Origin of the sequence: Streptomyces sp. AK02-01A, from assembly GCF_033795305.1 — a bacterium.
In the GTDB taxonomy this organism is placed as follows: domain Bacteria; phylum Actinomycetota; class Actinomycetes; order Streptomycetales; family Streptomycetaceae; genus Streptomyces.
On the sequence record NZ_JARBAE010000001.1, the window covers coordinates 520430 to 540028 of the forward strand.

General features: G+C 69.3%; 16 protein-coding genes, 3 tRNA genes and 2 pseudogenes. 12 read left to right on the top strand and 9 right to left on the bottom strand.

From position 1 onward, the window contains the following. Positions 1-50: 50 nt before the first annotated feature. Positions 51-1496 carry an FGGY family carbohydrate kinase gene (locus tag PV679_RS02215; RefSeq protein ID WP_319678454.1) on the bottom strand — a complete coding sequence of 482 codons (1446 nt, stop codon included), beginning with the start codon at positions 1494-1496 and terminating at the stop codon, positions 51-53. A 90-nt stretch (positions 1497-1586) separates the two neighbouring features. Next, positions 1587-1898, bottom strand: a complete 312-nt coding sequence (locus PV679_RS02220) for a YtxH domain-containing protein (protein ID WP_319678455.1) — start codon at positions 1896-1898, stop codon at positions 1587-1589. Positions 1899-2116: 218 nt separating this feature from the next. On the opposite strand from PV679_RS02220, the gene PV679_RS02225 reads away from it, so the two are divergent. From PV679_RS02225 to PV679_RS02240, 4 genes are all read left to right on the top strand, one after another. Continuing rightward, positions 2117-2189: transfer RNA gene (locus PV679_RS02225), tRNA-Asn, on the top strand. Between the two features lie 5 nt (positions 2190-2194). Further along, a tRNA-Asn gene (locus tag PV679_RS02230) sits at positions 2195-2267 on the top strand. A 230-nt stretch (positions 2268-2497) separates the two neighbouring features. Then, positions 2498-2571: transfer RNA gene (locus PV679_RS02235), tRNA-Ile, on the top strand. 445 nt (positions 2572-3016) lie between these two features. After that, complete coding sequence (locus tag PV679_RS02240) at positions 3017-3214, top strand: tyrosine-type recombinase/integrase (protein WP_319678520.1); 198 nt, start codon at positions 3017-3019, stop codon at positions 3212-3214. Positions 3215-3396: 182 nt separating this feature from the next. Here the strand turns inward: PV679_RS02240 and PV679_RS02245 are convergent, their stop codons facing one another. The 4 genes and pseudogenes from PV679_RS02245 to PV679_RS02260 all read right to left on the bottom strand — a co-directional run bounded on the left by PV679_RS02245 (position 3397) and on the right by PV679_RS02260 (position 6400). Further along, positions 3397-3906, bottom strand: a complete 510-nt coding sequence (locus PV679_RS02245) for a GNAT family N-acetyltransferase (RefSeq protein ID WP_319678456.1) — start codon at positions 3904-3906, stop codon at positions 3397-3399. After that, entirely contained in the window at positions 3903-4475 is a 573-nt protein-coding gene (locus PV679_RS02250) for a hypothetical protein (RefSeq protein ID WP_319678457.1), read from the bottom strand. The genes PV679_RS02245 and PV679_RS02250 overlap by 4 nt, the downstream gene beginning before the upstream one ends. A gap of 725 nt (positions 4476-5200) precedes the next feature. Further along, positions 5201-5422, bottom strand: a pseudogene (locus PV679_RS02255) (GNAT family N-acetyltransferase); the annotation flags it as partial. A gap of 3 nt (positions 5423-5425) precedes the next feature. Then, positions 5426-6400: a GlxA family transcriptional regulator gene (locus tag PV679_RS02260; RefSeq protein ID WP_319678458.1), complete on the bottom strand. Its 975-nt coding sequence runs from the start codon at positions 6398-6400 to the stop codon at positions 5426-5428. Positions 6401-6537: 137 nt separating this feature from the next. Here PV679_RS02260 and PV679_RS02265 point away from each other — a divergent pair, with 137 nt between their 5' ends. From PV679_RS02265 to PV679_RS02285, 5 genes are all read left to right on the top strand, one after another. Beyond that, positions 6538-7176, top strand: coding sequence for an HD domain-containing protein (locus PV679_RS02265; RefSeq protein WP_319678459.1), 639 nt, complete (start codon positions 6538-6540; stop codon positions 7174-7176). 232 nt (positions 7177-7408) lie between these two features. Further along, entirely contained in the window at positions 7409-8329 is a 921-nt protein-coding gene (locus PV679_RS02270) for an NADP-dependent oxidoreductase (RefSeq protein WP_319678460.1), read from the top strand. Between the two features lie 337 nt (positions 8330-8666). Continuing rightward, positions 8667-9326 carry a hypothetical protein gene (locus PV679_RS02275; RefSeq protein ID WP_319678461.1) on the top strand — a complete coding sequence of 220 codons (660 nt, stop codon included), beginning with the start codon at positions 8667-8669 and terminating at the stop codon, positions 9324-9326. A 322-nt stretch (positions 9327-9648) separates the two neighbouring features. Further along, a complete protein-coding gene (locus tag PV679_RS02280; protein ID WP_319678462.1) occupies positions 9649-11115 on the top strand; it encodes a phenylacetate--CoA ligase family protein in 1467 nt (488 codons plus the stop codon). Further along, the gene (locus tag PV679_RS02285; RefSeq protein WP_319678463.1) at positions 11112-12158 is read left to right on the top strand and encodes a hypothetical protein; all 1047 of its coding nucleotides are present in this window, start codon (positions 11112-11114) and stop codon (positions 12156-12158) included. The genes PV679_RS02280 and PV679_RS02285 overlap by 4 nt, the downstream gene beginning before the upstream one ends. A gap of 144 nt (positions 12159-12302) precedes the next feature. Here the strand turns inward: PV679_RS02285 and PV679_RS02290 are convergent, their stop codons facing one another. After that, positions 12303-12455 (bottom strand): hypothetical protein, encoded by a 153-nt coding sequence (locus tag PV679_RS02290; RefSeq protein ID WP_319678464.1) that lies wholly within the window; start codon positions 12453-12455, stop codon positions 12303-12305. A 762-nt stretch (positions 12456-13217) separates the two neighbouring features. Next, positions 13218-14168, bottom strand: a complete 951-nt coding sequence (locus tag PV679_RS02295; protein ID WP_319678465.1) for a hypothetical protein — start codon at positions 14166-14168, stop codon at positions 13218-13220. Positions 14169-15105: 937 nt separating this feature from the next. Between PV679_RS02295 and PV679_RS36110 the strand changes: the two are divergent. Continuing rightward, positions 15106-15516, top strand: a pseudogene (locus tag PV679_RS36110) (transposase); the annotation flags it as partial. A gap of 90 nt (positions 15517-15606) precedes the next feature. Here the strand turns inward: PV679_RS36110 and PV679_RS02300 are convergent. Further along, complete coding sequence (locus PV679_RS02300) at positions 15607-16806, bottom strand: S8 family serine peptidase (protein WP_319678466.1); 1200 nt, start codon at positions 16804-16806, stop codon at positions 15607-15609. Between the two features lie 198 nt (positions 16807-17004). On the opposite strand from PV679_RS02300, the gene PV679_RS02305 reads away from it, so the two are divergent. After that, complete coding sequence (locus PV679_RS02305) at positions 17005-18609, top strand: protein kinase domain-containing protein (protein ID WP_319678467.1); 1605 nt, start codon at positions 17005-17007, stop codon at positions 18607-18609. Positions 18610-19001: 392 nt separating this feature from the next. Then, positions 19002-19550, top strand: a complete 549-nt coding sequence (locus tag PV679_RS02310) for an RNA polymerase sigma factor (protein WP_319678468.1) — start codon at positions 19002-19004, stop codon at positions 19548-19550. The last annotated feature ends 49 nt before the right edge of the window (positions 19551-19599 follow it).

Genomic DNA, 19599 nt, shown 5'->3' on the forward strand with positions numbered 1-19599 from the left:
GCCGCCGGTCCTCACCACGCCGGGATGCCTTCACGGGGCTCCGGCCACGCTCAGGACGCCGGTCCGAACGCGCCCGGGTGGACCTGCTCCCGCGTCGCCGCGTACTGCTGACGGACAGCCGCCCCGACGGCCGCGTCCTCACCCGGCTCGAAGACCTGCACCGCCGCGCCCTGCCAGGCCGGCGGTGTGTGCGGCGCGAGCGATCCCTGGGAGACACCGAGCGCCCAGGCCGCCTGCCGCGCCGCGCCCAGGGCCGTGTAGTCCGCGGGCTGCGGCACGAGCACCTGCGCTCCGAAGATTCCGGGCGCCGCGGCCTGTACGGCGGGCAGTTCGGCGGCGGCGCCGAGCAGGAACACCCGCCGTACCTCCACGCCGCGACCGCGCAGCACATCCATCGCGTCGGCGAGCGAGCAGAGCATCCCTTCGAACGCGGCTCGCGCGAGATGCTCCGGCTTCATCGATTCCCGGCGCAGCCCGGTCAGCGTGCCCGCCGTGTGCGGAAGCTGCGGAGTCCGCTCGCCCTCCAGATACGGCAGGAACACCAGGCCCGACGAGCCGGGCGTGGACTTCAGCGCGAGCGCGGACAGCTCGGCCAGGTCCTCCGTCCCGAGCAGCTCCGCCGTTCCGCGCAGGGCCCGTACGGCGTTCAGGGTATGGACGACCGGCAGATGCATCCCGGTGGCGTCCGCGAAGGAGGTGATCATGCCGGACGGGTCGGCGAGCGCCTCGTGGTGCACGGCCATCACGGAGCCCGAGGCTCCCAGCGACACCACGGCGTCTCCGACGCCGACACCGAGACCGAAGGCGGCGGCCATGGTCTCGCCCGTGCCGGCGGAGATCAGCAGCCCTTCCGGAGTGGTCCCGGCGGCCTCGGAGGGACCGAGCACCTCGGGCAGCGCGGCCTGATGGCCCAGCGCCAGCTCCACCAGATCCGGCCGGTAGGTACCCGTACGCGCGGACCAGTAGCCCGTCCCCGACGCGGCGCCGCGGTCGGTCGTTCTGCGTGCCGGGCGTCCCAGGAGCTGCCAGACCAGCCAGTCGTGCGGCTGGAGCACCAGCGCCGTCCGCTCCGCCGCCTCCGGCTCGGACCGCGCCATCCAGCGCAGCTTGGCCACGAGCTGAGCCGACTGCGGTACGGATCCGACGGCCTCGGCCCATGCCTGCCGGCCGCCCAGCGCGTCCACCAGATCCGCCGCCGCGACCTGTGCCCTCTTGTCGTTGCCGGTCAGCGCCGGACGTACGAGATTGCCCTGCCGGTCCAGCGCCACCATGCCGTGCTGCTGGGCGGCGACGCCGATGGCCTGCACACCCTCCAGCAGTCCGCCGGAAGCGGCCTCGCCGAGAGAGAGCAGCCAGGCCTGCGGATCGACGTCGGCGGCCTTCGCCTCGACCGGATGCGGCGCGTATCCCTGCCGCAGCACGGCCCCCGTGTCCGCGTCACAGACGATGATGCGTGTGAACCCGGACGAACTGTCCAACCCGGCGACTATTCCCATGACACTCGATTCTGCCGCACGCGCGGCGCGTCGGGCGCTGCCGGGACGTACCGGATGGACCGGGCCGGGGGACCTCAGGTGTGAGCGCTCTCAGGTGTTGCTGGTGCCCCAGTCGTCCTGGCCGTTCTGGCTCCGCTCCCGGAGCGAGCGCACGCGGTGCGCGACGGAGTCGGGCACCTTGTCCCCGACCTTGTCGCCGACCACGCCGCTTACCAGGTGGTAGGCCTTGCCTCCGTACTCACGTCCGGTCTGCGCGGCGCTCTCGGCCGCGTTCCGCACCGCCGGGTTCTGCGAGAGCTGCCGCGCCGACTTCTTGAGCTGTTCGTAGCGCTCGCGGCCGGCGCGTGTCCCGAGCACGTATCCGCAGGCCAGTCCCGCGATGAACGTGAGGCGGTATCGCATGGCTGCCACCCTTCCCTAAGCGTCGGAGTCCCCAGCGTCAGCGTCGGACCGTCGGTCTGTGTTCTCCGCTTACCCCGTCGGGGCATGGTGTCACCCGGCGTGACCCGCGGCGATACCGATTGGCGAAGCACCCCCCTGCTTGCGCTAATGTATGTGTCGCAGCGAACGTGCGCCGCCCGGGGCGACCAGGGTAGGTACGTTCGGTGCAAACGCAGCAATCCCCTGTAGCTCAATTGGCAGAGCAGCCGGCTGTTAACCGGCAGGTTACTGGTTCGAGTCCAGTCGGGGGAGCGCGGTCCCCTGTAGCTCAATTGGCAGAGCATTCGGCTGTTAACCGGAGGGTTGCTGGTTCGAGTCCAGCCGGGGGAGCCCAGAACGAAGAAGACCTCGCGGACCCTGCGGGGTCCTTTTTCGTGTTTCCGTCATCACCCGTCCGCCGCGGTTCCTCGCTCGTACGGCTCTACTTGGGTCCCCGAGGAACCGGGCGCAGCACAGCATGGTCCTCAAGGTCAGGCGTTGCCACCCATCCGAGGCAGGAGATCGTATGAGCGGCTATGCTGCGGCAGACGGCGCGCACAAATGTGCGCGACACGCCGTTAGGGGCGGTAGCTCAGCCGGTTAGAGCAGCGGACTCATAATCCGTCGGCCGTGGGTTCGAGTCCCACCCGCCCCACCGCTGCGAGCGCGATGCAGGAACGTTCCTGAGTGCTGGAACAAGGATCCACGCGTCACGACGCGGAGCGGGTAGGACACGCCGAAGATCTTTTGCCGGCCCTCCGCTCGGCCGAGAGGCCGGCGATCATGAGACGCCAGGCCCCGGGCGCGGACGCCGAAGAGCCATGGCCGCCGGGGCATATGGGCCGAAGACGATCGTGGACTCGCATGGCTTGCTCTTCAGCGTCGTGCGGTCGGCCGTGGTCGTGGACGCCGGTCCTGCCGTGCGTGATGCGGACCCGTGCGCCCACACCCGCCTGCGCCCAAGGATGCCGTGGACATCATCGATGCCCTTGTGAGCACCGGTCTTCGGTGGGGTGAGGTGACAGCGCTGCAGCCCAGGGGCTTCACGTTCGCGGCCAAGAGGCCCACGCTTCGTGTCCAGCGCGCCTGGAAACGACGCGGTGGAGGAGGAACGTATCTCGGCGCCCCCAAGACCGAAAAGGGGCCTGACCAAGCGTCCCCGGATCTACGACCTCCGCCACACGCATGCTTCCTGGTTGATCGCCGGCAAGGTTCCGTTGCCCGTGATTCAGGCCCGACTCGGCCATGAGTCGATCACGACCACCGTTGACCGGTACGGGCATCTCTTGGAGTCCTAGGACGACGAGGTTGTGGCAACGGTTGAGTGGGCAATGCGAGTTGCCGAGGATCTTGCTCCGACAAAGGAACGTTTGTGAGAGTGACTCCGTAGGCGGGGGACGCAAGCGAGGACGTGGTGGCCGTCCACGTGGGTGTCCGTGAGCGGGTGGATCATCCGCTCCACACCGACTGCGCCGCCGGACTACGGTCCTTCGGCAGACGGTCCCAGGGCTTTGCCCAGCGCTCGGTTGATCCGGGGGTCGCGGCCCGCGACGTAAGGAGCGATCAGGTCGTATCCACAGTTGGTGTAGAGCGCGAGCGCGGCGAGGTTGCCGACGCCGGTCTCCAGGATCACCTCGCTCATACCGTGCCGCCGGGCGTCGTCCTCCAGGGCCTTGAGGATCTGTCGTCCGAGGCCGTGGCCGCGGGCTGCCGGGGAGACGTACATGCGTTTGATCTCGGCGGTGGTGGGTGCGGCGGTGCGCCAGCCGCCGCAGGCCAGGGCGGTGCCGTTCGCGCGGGCAGCGAGGAGGAACGCGCCGTTTGGAGGGTCGAATTCGGCGGGCTCGGTGGCTTCGGGATCGTCGGCTCGGCCGTAGGCCGCTATCTGCTCACGGTGGAGGGCCTGGGTGAGTCCGCGGGCGTCGGGGCTGTCGTAGGAGACGGCGGCGATCATCCACGCTCGGTCCGCGGTCGGCAGCAGGTGGGTCATGCACTTGATAGTGCCTTGCTGATGGCTTCGAGTGCATCAGTGCGGCCGGCGGCACGCAGCGGGTTGCCGGCCCTGGTGCGCACCGCCGTCAGGAGAGTGCGGCACCGGATGGACTGGACGTGGGGAACGTGGCCGGCCAGCGCGGTGATCCAGTGGGCGGTCGCTTCCGGGTCGCGGGCTCCCATGCTGGCGCGGACGAGGTGGATGCCGTGGAGGATGCCGGAGCGGCGGAAGCCGGTGGACGGGCCTTGGTCGGCGATGGGGCTGAGGAGGTCGGCGGCCTCGCGTAGCAGGAGGGTGCGTTTGCCGGGGATGTGGGCAGCGAGGTCGACGAGGGCCTGGCCGGACTCGGCGTTGATCTGCTGGGGGGTGAGGTAGTACAGCGAGGGCGGGTCGTCGGCGTGGCGGTTTTGGATCAGGCGCCGGGCCTGGTCGGTCGCGCGGCGGAAGCCGTCGAGGTTGCCGGCGGCGGCTTGTGCGGTGGCCAGGCGCCCCCAGGCCTGCGCCTGGACCAGGGGCAGGCCGCCGCTGGACCCTCGACAAGTCCTATCGTTGCAGGTCAGGAGCACTTCTCTTTTTTTCGATCACACCTCGGACAACCCGACTCATGAAAGCCCGAGGCTAAGCACTACGCTGGTCGGCACCGGGCCCTGGCCCGGTGCCGACCAGATGCATTCAGTGAAGCGGCGCCCAGTCTTCGGCGGCATCCGCCAGCCATGAGCTTTGCGGGTTATCCCAGATCAGGCAGCGATAGACGATGCCTGGCACGCCGAACGAGCCCATCAAATCAGCGGGCCCCGCCGTGAGGGTGCGGTGAACGGCCTCCAGGTAGGCGGCGATGGACGGATACCGCGGATCGTCGATCCCCTCAGGAAGCTCCCAGGAGCCAACACCGTCAGGGCCTGCCTAGTGGCCGGACTCAGGCCCGGCTTCGTCCCGTGTGAGCCAGGGAACTACCGGTGCGCCCCGGCCGTCGGCGCCGATCCCATGACGGCTGCGGACTCTGGGGCCTTGGCCACCAGCTCGCGCATCTTGGGTCCTTGAAGAGGGCCTTCACCAGGGGCTTGCGGGTCTTCATCACCAGCACGTACGGCTTGCGTCCGGCCGGTGCCGGGAGTTTCTATTCAACTGGATGACTGACTATTTCGAGGACGCCGAGCCGCTGCGCAACAACCCGAGAAACGGCCCCAAGAGGAAACTGCCCATCCGTAATCGTGAGGGAGTAATAGTCAAGACCTGTGGAACGTTGAAGTTATCGTCTGATGTTCCGGTGCCACTGGATCTCGCCTTCGTGTCATTCGTCGGTGTGCGTGAGCCCAGCGGCGGTGGCGACGGCAGAGGATGCCCGGTGTTCGGGGTGGATGTGGGCGATGACGGTGTGCACCGGCTGCTGACTGAGCCAGACGACGAGTCCTTGGGCTGCTTCGGTGGCGATGCCTCTTCTCTGCCACGAGGTCCCCACCACCCAGGCGATCTCGGCGACGGGCCCGTGGCCGGAGGGGAAAACGTCGCCTTGTCGCTACCCCGCGTTGGCTCGGCGCGCTGTGCTGAAGCGCCGCTGATAGGCGGCGGGACTGATCGACAATTTCCTCACGAAAACTCTCCGCATACTCTCGTAACTCGGGAATCCGGCGAGGGATGCCGCCTGCGTTGCGGTATGTCCTTGGTCGAGTAGAGCTTTTGCCATGTCGAACCGGATCATCTCCACGTACCGGGCCGGCGTGGTGGACAGCTCGTCGTGAAAGAGCCGCGTGAGATGCCGAGGGCTCACGTTGAGGTGCTTGGCGAGTTCGCTCAGTGAGTGTTTTCCCGCAGGATTCGCCGTGACCAAGTCGGTGATTTTACGGAGGGCCGGAGATCGGGGCGGTGGTCCTTGCAGCGGTGCGGAGAACTGTGACTGGCCGCCTGAACGCTGCAAATAGACCACCAGGGCGCGGGCGACCTCGCGCGTCAGGTCAGGGCCGTGATCCTCCTCGACGAGTGCCAGCGCCAGGTCGATGCCGGCGGTCACGCCCGCCGAGGTGTAGGTGCTGCCGTCACGGACGTAGATCGCGTCGGGCTCGACACGGCTGGCCCGGCAGCGGGCGGCGAGTTCGTGCGTGACCTTCCAGTGCGTGGTCGCACGCTTGCCATCCAGGAGGCCGGCGGCGCCCAGGATGAATGCTCCGGTGCAGATGGACGCGACCCGGCCGCCATGGGCCGCCAGCGTTCGCGCGGCTTCGACCAGATCACGGGGGACAGGTGTGCGCGGATAGAGGTCTGCGCCGGCCACCAGGAACGTGTCGGGAGCAGGCACCGTGGTGGCGGCGTCATCGACCGAGATCCGGATCCCGATGGACGAGGTGGCATCGGCACCGGTCGGTGACACCAGCACGATCTTGTAGTCGGCACCGAGCCGGTTCGCCTCCGCGAACACCTCGGCGGGGCCCGCGACATCCAGGAGTTTGACACCGTCATAGACAAGGATCGCGACCCGATGCGCGGCGGCGCCCATACCCCCGCCGTCCGCCTGTCCGGATTCGGGTGACTCATGGCCAGACCGAGGCGGTGCCGGACGCTGGTTGGTTGGCAGTGTGGAAGACGGACGCACCGTCCATTCGTAGCACACCGATATCGGAAGGCACAGCGGCCATGAGTGAGATCATCGCGGGGGTAGAGATTCCTGAAACGGCGGCGGCCGCCGAAGCCACCCGCGTCATGCAGAAGATGACCAACCCCCTCATCTACCATCACTCCCGACGCGTTTTCGTGTTCGGCGTCATTCATGCGCGCAGGCTCGGCTTGCAGCCCGACCCGGAGCTTCTCTATCTGTCCGCCATGTTTCATGACACCGGCCTCTTGACGCCGTTTTCCGAGGTAGAGCAGCGCTTCGAGATCGATGGAGCCGACCACGCACGCACGTTCATGCTCGACCGCGGTTTCCCGGCCACGGCCGCCGACATGGTGTGGACGGCAATCGCGCTGCACACGACCCCGGGAATTCCCGGGCGGATGAGCCCGGAGACTGCCATCACGAATTTCGGGGTTTTGACCGACGCGATCGGCTTGGGTCTGGACGAGCTGGATCGCGGCCAGGTGGAAGAAATCACAACCGTCCATCCGCGGGGCGACTTCAAGAACGAGTTTTTGCAGGCCTTCGTCGACGGACTCAAGCACCGGCCTGAGACCACGAACGGAACCGTGAATTCGGATGTACTGGAGCACTTCGTCCCCGGCTTCCGTCGCGCAACCACGGTCGAGCGCATCATCGGCGCTCCCTGGCCGAGCTGATCAAGACGCCAGAAATAGACATCGTGATGAAACGTATGAGTCGCCCTCGCGATGAGCGTCGTCTCGGGCATTGTGTGGCCTTCGCGGGGCTGGTCCGCGTCACTGTGGTGATGATGGCCACGGCGAGCACACCGTCACCGATCTACCCGCTGCCTACCCGCCGCACCGGAAGCGTTGGGCCCGCGCGCGAGCGGGCTGTGCGCTCACGTCGCACCTCCCAGTAAGGACCTGTATGCAAGCCATCACTGTTCGAGACCGTAACGCCGGTCCCGCCGGGATGTCCCTGACGGACATGCCCTACCCCCATGCGGCCGAGAACGACGTCATCGTGCGGGTGCACGCCGCGGGCTTCACCCGCGGAGAGCTGGACTGGCCCGCCACGTGGACCGATCGCGCAGGCCGCGACCGGACGCCGAGCGTCCCCGGGCACGAGCTGTCCGGTGTCGTCGTAGAGCTGGGGTACGGCACCACCGGTCTGAGCGTCGGCCAGCGGGTGTTCGGCCTGGCCGACTGGACCCGTAATGGCACGCTCGCCGAATACACCGCGGTGGAGGCCCGCAACCTCGCCCCGCTGCCGGCGGAAATCGACCACACCGTGGCCGCCGCGCTGCCGATCTCCGGGCTGACCGCCTGGCAGGGCCTGTTCGACCACGGCCGCCTCATCACAGGCCAGACCGTCCTGATCCACGGTGCCGCGGGCGGCGTCGGCTCGATCGCGGTACAGCTCGCCCGCGAGGCCGGCGCGCGCGTCATCGGCACCGGCCGGGCCTCCGACCGGGACAGGGCACTCGCACTCGGCGTCGATACCTTCATCGACCCGCAGACCGAGAAACTGGAGGACGCCGGCGAGGCCGACGTCGTGTTCGACGTGATCGGCGGAGACATCCTCGACCGCTCGGCCGCCCTGGTCCGGGCCGGCGGCACGCTCGTCACCATCGTCATGCCGCCCAAGGTCCAGCCCCAGGGCGGGCGGGCGGTCTTCTTCGTCGTCGAACCCGACCGCGCACGGCTCGCCGATCTCGCCACGCGGGTGAGGGACGGCCGGCTCAAGCCGGTCGTCGGTGCTGTGCGGCCGCTCGCCGAAGCACCCGCCGCATTCGCTCCTGGCAAGCGTGCCCCCGGCAAGACGATCATTCGCGTCACCGAAGACTGAACCGGGAGGCCCGTCGTGATTGGAATGCGAATCGCCGCCGGCCTCCCGGCTGTTGCCACGCCGACTGCGGCCACGGCCTGCTCGACCTCCGACCAGCCCGCCCGCGCCAAGGTGTCGGAGACGGCCTCGGCATCCACGCGCCCCTTCGGAATCCGCAAACCGCTGCTCCAGCAGGCCCTTCCGAATATGAAGGGCAAGACGTTCACCCCAGCGGTCGTCGACTTCACACCCAACGCACGCGCGATGCCGCACCGGCATGGCCAGGCGTTCGTCTACGCCTACGTCCTCGAAGGCACCGTGCGCAGCAAGCTCGACGACAAGCCCCCAGGAGAACGCCGTGCCACGCAAGACCGGCCGTACGCTCCGCTCGCGTGCCGACCTGCGCAAGGTCCACAAGCTCAGCGAGCCGACGCTCCAGAACCTCTGGAGCGACCGCGAGAACAACGGCCATCCGCCCGTCATCGACACCATCGACGGCGTCATGCACTGGGACGCCGACGTATGGGCGAAGTGGCATCACGAGCTTCAGCGTCGGCGCGCAGCCGCGGCCACCACGAACCCGCCGAAGCTGGACGGCGATCCGGAAGAAGAGGTCGGGCCGGCCGAAGCCGCCAGGGTCTGTGGCTTCGCCGACTCCGCCACCGTCTCGCACTACGTCGAAAACCCGCCCGAAGGGTGGCCCGATCCGGATGGCTGGGATGAGCTTCCCACCCGGCGGCGCCCGAAGTGGAAGCGCTGGCGGCTGTGGAAGTACGTCGCGGACCGGAAAGGCCGCGGTCACGCCGGCGGCCGGCCCAAGGGCCGCCGCGGACTGGCCTACCCGTACCAAGGAGACGAGCGGCTCACCCGTGCACGGCAGGCCGTCGCCGCGAATCCCGGCGCGACGAACGCGGAACTGATCCCGCAGCTCCAGGAGCGATCTGAGAAGACCTACTCCCGCCCGACCTGGAACTTGATCCTCAAGTCCGCGCGCGATCACCCCGAGGAACAGCCGTGACCAACGCCCGCTCGATTGCCTGACCAGCACGGAGGGGCGACTGAGCGAACACCGGGAATCCAGTTCGCCGAGAGCAACCGTTGATCAGTCAACTGCCTTACTCTAAGGTCGCGTTAATCGAACGACCGCCTCCGGTCGGGAGTGCATCACCAGGAGCCCAGCCGTCCCCGGGCGGCGCGGAACAAGGGAGATCCATCATGGTCAAGCACTACGTCAAGTACGCGTTCAGCACGCTCACCGCGGCGATGTTCGCCAGCATGGTCTGACGCTCGGTCCCGGCCTGGACCGGGAAAACAACCCGGTCCAGGCATCAGGAGACCCCTTGTTCGGCACCGCACTCAGTCAGCTCCGCTACGGCATGGCGATCCTGCGCAACCGTCGCATCCGCCCGCAGGACCTGGAACGCATAGCCCGCGACCTGATCGCGACCCTGGCCGAGTTCGGCGAGCCCGGAGCGGACTCGGCTCTGCTCCCCGGTCAGGCAGGGGCCGTCGACCCCGCCGTACGACGGACCGTCATGGAGCGCAGCCTGCGGGCCACCGCACGGGCCGCCGCCCAGCACACGGCCCACTACCGGCGGACCTTCGATGTCCTGGGACTCGACCCGAGCACCCTCACCCCGGAGACCTGGGACCGCATACCGGTCACACCCAAAGAGGCCCTGCGCGGTCTGCCGGCCGCCTTCGTGTCCGCCGCCTCCACTCCCGCGCTGATGGCGCTCACCACAGGGACCAGCGGCACGCCCACCACCGTCTGGTACTCCAGGGCCGAGGTGGAGATCGCGGTTGCCATGAGTACCGTCTCGGCCGTGCTCGGCATGGGCCTGCGGCCCCGCCACACCATGGCGTACGCGGGCTGCTCCCGGGCGACCCTGCCGCTGCTCAACGTGGAGGAGTCGGTGACCCGGATCGGTGCCTCGTTCGTCCAGATCGGCACCGTGGACCCCGCCGTGGCGCTGGACCGGCTGGCCGCCCCGCTCGGTCTGCGGGGCAAGGCCCCGCAGATCACCCATCTGACGGTCTCCGCGTCCTACCTCTCCGCCCTCGTCGAAGAAGCGGAGAGAAGCGGCTGGCACGCATCGGACTTCGGCCTGGAATCCATCGGCGTCGGCGGTGAAGTGCTCTCCGACCCGCTGAGGGAGCGGGCCGCAGCCGCCCTGGGCGCCAGGATCTCCACGGCGTACATGATGACCGAGACCCTCCCCTCGGGCGGTACGCCGTGCGCCGAGGGACATCTGCACCACACCACCGAGTTCGGGCACATGGAGATACTCGACCCCGTGACACACGAGCCGACGCCGCCGGGCGCCGTCGGCATCATCGTGCAGACGCCGTACGTCCCCTACCGGGACTGCACCCTGCTGCTGCGCTACGCGACCGGCGACCTGGTCCGGCGCCCCGATGCCGAGCCCACGTGCGAGCTGGCCCATCTGCCCGCGACCTCGCCCATACTCGGCCGCTGGTCGGGTCCGCGGAGCATCGCGGTACCCACCCGGTCGGTGCTGAACCTGCTGGAGTCCGAGCCGGACATCCCGCTGCCGGCGCGCTACGCCCTGGTCGACCGGCCCGGAGACCCTGTTCTCCATGTCCTGGTCCGCCGGCTGCCCGCCGCCGCACTGCTCGGCAGGCTGCAGGACCGGGCCACAGCGGCGGGCCTCGCGCTGGACGGCATCGTGCTCCACGACGATCCGGCCACGCTGCCACCGACCGGCCCGGTCCGCGCCGATCTGCGCGAGCACACCTTCGAGTCGGTCCGCCCCGCCGCCGTACGCGTGGCGAGCCCGGCATGAGTACCGCCCTCGCCCTCGTGGGCCTCAACTGCGCTGTCGCCGCGATCACGGTGGCAGGTGCCGTCTACTTCGCGCGGGTCCGGATGCCCCGCCCTCCGGTCGGCACGTACGAACTGCCCGACGTCGCCGTGATGGCCGCCGTCGTGGTGGCGGCTCCCCTGGTGTATCTGGCAGTGCCCCGGACCGCGGTGGCCGTCGTCTTCGGCCTGGTCCTCTGCGCGGCGCTCCAGTTCACCCTCGCGCCGCTGATCGGCGGTGGGCGGGCCTGGCTGGCCGCGACGGTCTCCGTGGCCATCACCGCCGGATGCGCGTTCGCGGACCTGCCGGTCGCCGTGACGGCTCTGACCGACGTACTGCTCGCCATCGCCGTGGTGGGAGTAGCCAACATGTGGGCGCAGAGCGGGATGCGCTCCGTCCACGCGGCGTGGTTCGCGGGCATGCTCTGCTGCTACGACCTGGTGGCGACCGGACTCACCTCCGTCATGGACCGGTTCGCCGTCCAGGTCATGGGACTGCCGTTCGCCCCACTGCTGGCAGTCACCCAGGGCAGACCACCGGTGGCGCTCGGACTGGGTGACCTGCTGCTTCTGGTGCTCTTCCCGCTGGTGGCATTCAAGGCCTTCGGGCGGGTCGCCGGTCTTCTCGCGGCCGGGGTCGGACTGGCGGTGTCCGCGAGCGTCAGCCTGCTGTTCGGCCTGGGATCGCTGACCGGTGCGTTCCCGCTTCTGACGGCACTGGGACCGCTGATCGTGCTGCAGCACGTGCTGTGGTCACGGGCCAGGTCAGGCGAGCGGACCACCGCCGAGTGGCGCGCGGGAACACCGCGCGCGGCGGCGGCCGGCATCTCCACGGACCCCGACCCGGCGCTGCTCCAGGCCTTCGAACCGACCGGCGTGGACGTGCTGCGGGCGGAGCTGTCCCAGGGCGACTGGCTCGCGGTCGTCGACGGCCGGGCGGTGGGCAGCGGGAAGTCGCCTGGTCAGGCGCGCAGGGACGCCCGGCTCCGCGGCTGTGAATCGGTGCCTGTGGTACGCCAGAACTGAGCCGGGCTCGCGGCTGGAGCGACGACGGGTAAGACACCGTGTTCCTGAAGGCAAGCGGCACACCCAAGCCGTGCCGGCCCTCGCCCGCCAACGAGTCAACCCACCCGTCACCGCAGTGGCTTGACAACCACATGGGGAAGTGTCCTATCCCGCCGTCAGTCTCGGACGAGGGGCCGGGCGGCGCAGATGCCGCAGGGCTTCGGAGACCACCTCGATGTGAGTGTCGGCCTTGTCGATCGCCTCCTGGAGCATGCGTATCCGAGCCTCGATCAGGGCGGCTTCGGCTGCCAGAGACACACAGGCGACGGCGGGATCAAATTGCGGTTCAGAGTCTTGGGACATCATGCGTCTCTCTTTGGCTCAGGCCCAGGTTTCGTGTGACGGGAGTCGACTGCGGAAGAGGCCGTTCAGGCTTCTTCGGAACAGACCGAGCGGCCTGGCCAGTTGTGACAACCGTGCGTCGCGTGCCGTCCCCTGCGTCGAACGTGGCGGTGAGGACTACGGGAAGCCGCGGCCCGGACGTGCGCGTCGTGGGAGGGGCGCCGCGCGAGCGCAGTTCATCAAAGACCAGGCGACGCGGCCTGGTTCAGATCTGGACCTCGCTCCACTCGATGAACCGGCGCAGGAGGAGCCACTATCGAGCACTCGACACACGGCGGGACGCGAGGAGGCGAGTGAGGAACGCCGAGGAAGTCGGCGGTGCGCGGGCAGACCACCGGTACGGCTGCGGCTCGATCGGGACGCGCCTTTCTCAGCCGGTCGGCCTCGCCATGGCGTAAAGGGCGTCCGTCCTCGACGTCGGTTCCCACCCGGTCCGAGCATTGCGGCGGACCCGTGGGCCCACAGGCGCCTACGGGCCATCGTCGCAGGTCACGGTCACGGCATCGACGGCTGGACCACGGCAGGGCTTCGTCCGGCCCGCCGTACCTCGACCGCTCCGCGCCGGCCGCGCCCTTCGCGGACGCGGACGCGGACGACGGTACGCGGCAGGCCGCGTACCGCGAGCCGAATCGGACGCTCAAGGTATCGCCGACGCGGGACGGTGAGGGGCGGGGCAGGTCACTCAGAAGGGCCGCTGCTCCACAGGAGCACCCCGGACGCCGACCTGATCAGCAGGAGACCGGACTCCTGGAGCACCATCTTCGCACCGGGGTGTCCGGCGGTTCCCGACTGCCACACCCTCGTGCCGTCGTCGGCCACCACAACCAGATTGCCGTCGCCCTGGAACACGGCACGGCTCCCCAGAGTCGCCGTGTTCGCGGCCCAGCGCACGATGCCGGAGCCGTCTCGCACGACGAAGTTACCGTCGGGCTCCATCGAGAGTTCAGCGGCACCGGCGCGGACCGGCGCGCCCATCCGCATGACGTGCGGGCCGGCGATCACCGTGCCCGCGGGAGCCGCGGGCGTCTGCCGGGGAGTCGGCCTCGTGGTGCCCGGATCCCTCCCGGCCGGCGCCCCGGACGTCGTGTCACCGCTGCGGACCAATCCGCTTCCGGTCTCTCCGGTCCGGGCCGAGCGGCTCTCGGTCGCGTGGGAGCTGGGTGACGAACCACTCGGCTCCCACGTGGCGCGCACCTGCGCGCCCGCGAGAGCCACGGGCTCCGCGGTGACTCCGTCCTCGGTCGGGCCCGTCCCGGCCTCGTCGTCGGGGGCCGCAGCGGCCGGCGTGGGACGACCCTGTGTCTCGTGGCGGCCCGGACCGCCGCTCTGCGAGAGGAACGGCAGCGCGGTCAGCACCGCTCCCACGGCGGCCGCCATAACGAATGCGGGCCGCTTGCGGCTCTTGTGCCTTTTCTGGCGATGCCTGCCCGTGTGCTCTGCGTCGGTACCGGCTGGAAGGACGACATCGCCTTCGGTGTCCGCGTCGACCGCATGGCTGTTCTCGGTCTCGAACGCGTCGAGAAACGCCTGCGGTACACCTTCTTCCCGGCCGCCCTCGAACCCGGGGAGCATCACCGCATGCCGGACGCTCCCCGCCTCGTCGCTTTCGCGGGGCAGGTCCCGGGTCATGAAGGTCTCCTGGAAGAAGCGGTGGCCAACGAAAACGGTGTGCCCGTCGACAGGAAGGACACAGGGCGAGGAGGGGACATGAAGAACTTTGGCAAGGTTAACACCATCTCCCGTGTGAAGGACCACCTTTGGCACTGAGGATGCCAGTGTCGTCCCAACATTGAGGAAGTATATTCCGCAGTGAGGCGTGAGCGTGTCACACGTCACGCGTGCTGCCATGTACCGGACACCGCGAAGTGGCCCTCCGTGCCGCCGAGGCCGCTGCGCTGACCGGGTGTCACCAGCGCGGTACTCTCGAAACCGATCCCCGCGCGGGATAACTCGAACCTCGGCATCGACGAACTGGGCGAACGCCTCGGTATCCACAGCGTCCGGCTACCCAAACGGCACCACAAGTTCGGCGTGGCCTCTTCTCCACCACCCTTGCGGTGGCTCGCCTCCAAGCAGGTGACCAGCACAGCTCCCCGAACTACAGCCGGCGTGACTGACACCCGGTCACCATTCCGCCAACCCCGGCGCATCAACGCGCACCGCAACCGTAACGCGTTCCGAGAAGACCTCAATGATCTTGCAACGGTGCAGCACCGTGTGCCAACATCGTATGGACAGTTGTGGTGCTCTCGGTTTGGGTTTGGGTGCCGCTCACAGCGATGGAAGGTGACCTTGATGATCGCTCGACGCGTCAAAAAGGCGATTGGCTCTGTAGGTGTGGTTGTCGTTGCGACTCTGGGTGTTGGCCTCGGCACCGCAGGTGCCGCTCACGCCGAGACCAGGCTGGGACAGTACGAGTCGTATGAACAGTGTGTCCAAGTCAAGTTTTGGTACAACGCGTTGGACCCGCAGGGTAACTATGAGTGTGTCTTTATCGAGAACTACGGACCGTATGCCCTCGTACAATACTGACCGCGTAGTGCCCTGAGTCGGTAATTCGTCGACAGTGGGATTCGAGGGCATCGAGGATCTCCTCGGTGGTCTTTGTTCAGACGCGCGGTATGGGGACTTTGTTCCCGTCCATGGTCCAGGCTCTGATCTCTTCCAGAGCCTGGACCGACTGGGCTCCGGGCGCGAAGTTCACACGTATGCGTTCAGGCTGCGCCGGACCAGGCCCCGGGCCCGGTGGAAGCAGAGCTGGCCGCCGCGGCTCGATGCGAGAGAATCCGCCGCGCGTCAAGCGGCTGCGCACCATCAACGGCATCGCCCGGTCCAGCTTCCGCTACTGCGCGAGACCACGCCCGCGCGGGCCGCCCGGCTGGCCACCGATGACCAACTCGCGCGGCGAATACGGGCCGTGCGTACCGCCTCGGACAGCACCTACGGAGTCCCGCGCGTCACCGCCGAACTCCGCGACGACGGCGGCATGCCGAGGCCTTTCAACGCCCCCCGGCGCAGCACGGTGTACTCCCTGCTCCTTCTCTCGCACACCAGAAGAAACGACGTCTCAGGCGTGGTTCCCGGGGCGCCAGCCACGAGCGCGGCCGCGCGGTACCACCACGGCCAGGACCGCCGCCAGCGCGATCACCACGACCGCACCGCCCGCCACGCCCCATGCGGGCAGTGCCGCAACGGCCGGCTCGGGCTTCGGCGCCCGGTAGGGACGGGCCCCAGCGCCCGCGGCCGCCGCGGGCGTCCCGGAGGAGACGGGGACGCCGGACACCGCCGCCACCGGGTCGACCATGCCGTACCCGGCCAGCGGACCCGGGACGCGTCCCGAGGGCCGTACGGCGGTGGCCTGGATGCGTGCGACGACATCCCGCGCCGACAGCGACGGGTCGTGCGCGCGCACCAGTGCCGCCGTACCGGCCACATAGGCCGCCGCCACCGTGTCACCGCTCGCCGTGAAGTGGCCGCCCCCCGGACCGACGCTGATCAGCCGGTCTCCGGGAGCCACCACGTCCGGCGGGGCCGAGGTCGCCTCGCGGCCGGACGGGTACGGGGCGCCGTCGACACCGACCGAGCCGACACCCACGACGCCGGGCAGGGCGCCGGGGTAGGCGGGCGCACCGCTCCGGTCGCCGCCCGCGGCGGGAGCGACCACCACCACGTCTTTCTTCAGGGCGTGTTCGACCGCCGACTTCAGCTGTTTGCTCGACCTGCCGTACGGCACCGACACGAGTACGACGTCGCAGCCGCGGTCGACCGCGGCTGTGATCCCGGCGGCGATCGTGTCCGCGTCCGTGGTCCCCTTCTCCGCGGTCGCCCGCACCCCGAGGATCCGTGCGTGCGGTGCGACCCCGATGAAGCCAACGCCCTCGGCCGGAGCGGCGGCGACAATACCGGCGGCGAAGGTGCCATGCCCCACGCAGTCGCCCGTGCCGCCACCCAGGACCCGGCCCTTGAGCGCGGGAACACCACTGTCCACACCGGTGTCCACGACACCCACGGTCACCCCGTCGCCGAGGCTCAGTTCCTGGGCACGGCGCAGCCCGATCGCCTGCTGCGCCCAGGGCGTCTTCGCCACCGGCCGCTTGGACGCGTGGGTGCAGTCCTGGTCCCGGTCGAGCCATTCGGGTACCTGGGGCACCGTGTCCGAGGCCGACGCGAGCCGGGACGCGTCCGCCTGAGCCCCTGTGACACCGCCCAGAGCCAGGACGGCCGTACAGCCGACGGCGACCGCGATCCTCTGTCTCCATACGCGCACTGCGAAGTTCCTCGTCGTGACGGCCGTCCACTCGGCTCAGTGGTGCTCGGCCTTGGCGTGATGCGGACGAAAGGCCGTCGGCCCCGGCGCGGGCCGGAACACCGGATCCCGGACGCACACTGAAGTCCGCCTACTGGCAATTTATCCATCATGTTGCAGGCACACCATGCACACCATGTGTTCCGGCATGATGGACCCATGCAGGTATCCGACAGCATAGGCCGCTACCGGCTGGAGAAGCCGCTGGGCGTCGGCGCCTTCGGCGTCGTCTGGTTGGCCCACGACGACCGCTTGGAGGCACCCGTCGCTGTGAAGGTGATGGCCGACAACTGGGTCTGGCGCATCGATCTGTGCGAACGTTTCCTGTCCGAGGCACGGTTGTTGCGCAAGGCCGCGTCCCCCCGAGTGGTGCAGATCTACGACATCGGTGAACTCGACGACGGACGCCCCTACTTCGTCATGGAGTACGCGGACAGCGGCACCCTGGAGGACCGGCTGGCCGACGGAGCGCCGTCCGTCGAGGACGCGCTGCGGCTGGCGGCGGAGGCCGCCCGTGCGGTGGCCGTGCTGCACGGCGCGGGCATCCTTCACCGGGACATCAAGCCTTCCAACATGCTGCTCGCCTCCAGCCCAGGCGGAGGCATCGACCGGCTGCTGGTGGCGGACCTGGGTCTGGCCAAAAGCCTCGCCAACTCCTCGGGGCTGACCATGATCGCGGGTTCGGCCGGGTACATGGCGCCGGAACTCACGGACGCGGACGAAGGTGTCGACGAGCGGGCCGACATCTACGGGCTGGGCGCGCTGACCTACCACCTGCTCACCGGAGCCGTCCCCGCGTCGCCGGGCAGGATCATCGCACCCGGCCGTCTCCGCGAGGGAGTGCCCGGCCGCGCGGACCGAGTGGTTCTGCGGGCCCTGGAACGGGACCGCGGCAGGCGTTGGCCCAGCGCCACGGCCCTCGCCGAAGAACTCGACGCCATCACCGCCCAGTACCTGCGGGAGGTGAGCGCCGGCCCGGCTTCCGGGCGGCGGCCCGGGAACGGCACGACCGGCCGGAGGCTGACCGGAAACCGGGCACTGGGACGTCACCGGCCGACGCCGCGACGGCGTATCGCACTCGGCGCGGGAGCGGTGGCCGTGGCCGCCGGGACGCTGACCGGCTGGATGGTTCTCGACACACAGGAGCCCTCGGACGTGACGGCGTCGCACTCCGGCGAAGATTACGACCGCGGCGACGAGGGTCGCCCGTCGAACTCGCCCACCGGAACGGTCTCTTCGGGCCCGGGAGGCGGCATGTCCGCCGGCCCGAGTGTTCCCGCAGCCCTCACCACCTCCCGGGGCGCGCGCCGGACACCGGGCGCTGCCGTACCGGCCGGGGCCGCTCACGGGACGACGGCGGCCGGACCGGGAGACGATGGACACGGTGCGGTACCCTCCGCCGCCCCGTCCCAGCAGCCGTCCGCACTCCAGTGGACGACGAAGTGCGTCCAGCCCAACACCTGGCTGCTCACCGGGCAGGCCTGGAGCACCAACCGCACCCGGATGGTGATGCGGACCGACGGCAATCTGGTGATCTACGACGAGAACGCTCGGCGCCGGTGGTCGTCCGGCACCTCCGGAAGCGACTACCGCGCCTTCTTCCAGGGCGACGGGAACCTCGTCGTCTTCGACCCCGACGGTGTGCCGCAGTGGCACTCCGGCAACTACGGCCACGATGGAGCGATCCTGTGTCTCGGTGCCGACGGCAGTGTCAACGTCCTGCACAACGACCAGGTCGTCTGGTCGGCGGGAACGGCACACTGAGTTGGGCCAGTGATGTCGCCGTGTCCGTGGGACGGCTCGTCACACGCCCTGTCGTGCTCAGCTCCGCTGCGCCCGTGGCCACCACATCCGGCCTGCGTGGCCGGTGCGAGCCCGCGCCGGCACGGGACGCTGAGGCCGGTCGCGAGATGCGACGGCCCGCGTCGCGGCGCTCGCCGGTGGTACTCATCGCGTTGGCTCTCCCCGGAGTAGGCGACGGTGGGATCACGCAGAACGTTAGTGGGACGACGCCTGCCACCTCGGGATCAGAGAGTGTGAAGGACCCGGAAAGGACACCGGGTCTGCCCGTTCGGCCACGTTCTCTTCCCGCCGCCGCGACCGTCCTCGTTGTCCGCGCCGTATCCGGCACCATCGTCGACAGGAAGGTGTGCCCCGTGCTCCCCAAGGACACAGAAGCCCTCGCCCAGCGTGCCTCGAAAGGCGACCAGCAGGCCCTTGAGGCCCTCCTTCAGGCGATCCGGCCCGATGTGCTGCGCCGGTGCGGGCGGTTCCTGCCCAACCGGGAGGACGCGGAGGAGGCCGCGCAGGACGTGCTGCTGCACGTGGCCCGGAAGATCAGCACCTTCCAGGGACGCAGCCTGTTCGGTACCTGGCTGCACTCGGTGGTCGCCAACGACTCCCGCCAGAAGTACCGCGAGCTGAAGCGGCGGGCCGCCGAACAGCCGCTGCCCCCGGCGGACGTGCACCGTCCGGATCCGCGTACCACCAGCGTGATCGCGGGCTCGCGCCTCGATCTGCTGGAGGCCCTCGAACGGCTGGAGCGGGACCATCCCGCGCTGGTGGCGCCGCTGGTGTACCGGGACCTCTGCCAGATGGACTACGCCGAGGTCGCGGAACGTACGGGACTGCCGCTGGGCACGGTGAAATCGCGTCTGCACGCGGGGCGTCAGTACGTACGGCAGTGGTTGCGGGCCGGAATGTGACGACGACCTGGTGGTGCCACCGGCCGGGCCTGTCCCGGTGCGGGGCGAG

Coding starts and splice junctions, on each gene's coding strand:
- PV679_RS02215 (WP_319678454.1), bottom strand. CDS start 1,496: ATGGGAATAGTCGCCGGGTTGGACAGTTCGTCCGGGTTCACACGCATC.
- PV679_RS02220 (WP_319678455.1), bottom strand. CDS start 1,898: ATGCGATACCGCCTCACGTTCATCGCGGGACTGGCCTGCGGATACGTG.
- PV679_RS02245 (WP_319678456.1), bottom strand. CDS start 3,906: ATGACCCACCTGCTGCCGACCGCGGACCGAGCGTGGATGATCGCCGCC.
- PV679_RS02260 (WP_319678458.1), bottom strand. CDS start 6,400: ATGGGCGCCGCCGCGCATCGGGTCGCGATCCTTGTCTATGACGGTGTC.
- PV679_RS02265 (WP_319678459.1), top strand. CDS start 6,538: ATGAGTGAGATCATCGCGGGGGTAGAGATTCCTGAAACGGCGGCGGCC.
- PV679_RS02270 (WP_319678460.1), top strand. CDS start 7,409: ATGCAAGCCATCACTGTTCGAGACCGTAACGCCGGTCCCGCCGGGATG.
- PV679_RS02285 (WP_319678463.1), top strand. CDS start 11,112: ATGAGTACCGCCCTCGCCCTCGTGGGCCTCAACTGCGCTGTCGCCGCG.
- PV679_RS02295 (WP_319678465.1), bottom strand. CDS start 14,168: ATGACCCGGGACCTGCCCCGCGAAAGCGACGAGGCGGGGAGCGTCCGG.
- PV679_RS02305 (WP_319678467.1), top strand. CDS start 17,005: ATGCAGGTATCCGACAGCATAGGCCGCTACCGGCTGGAGAAGCCGCTG.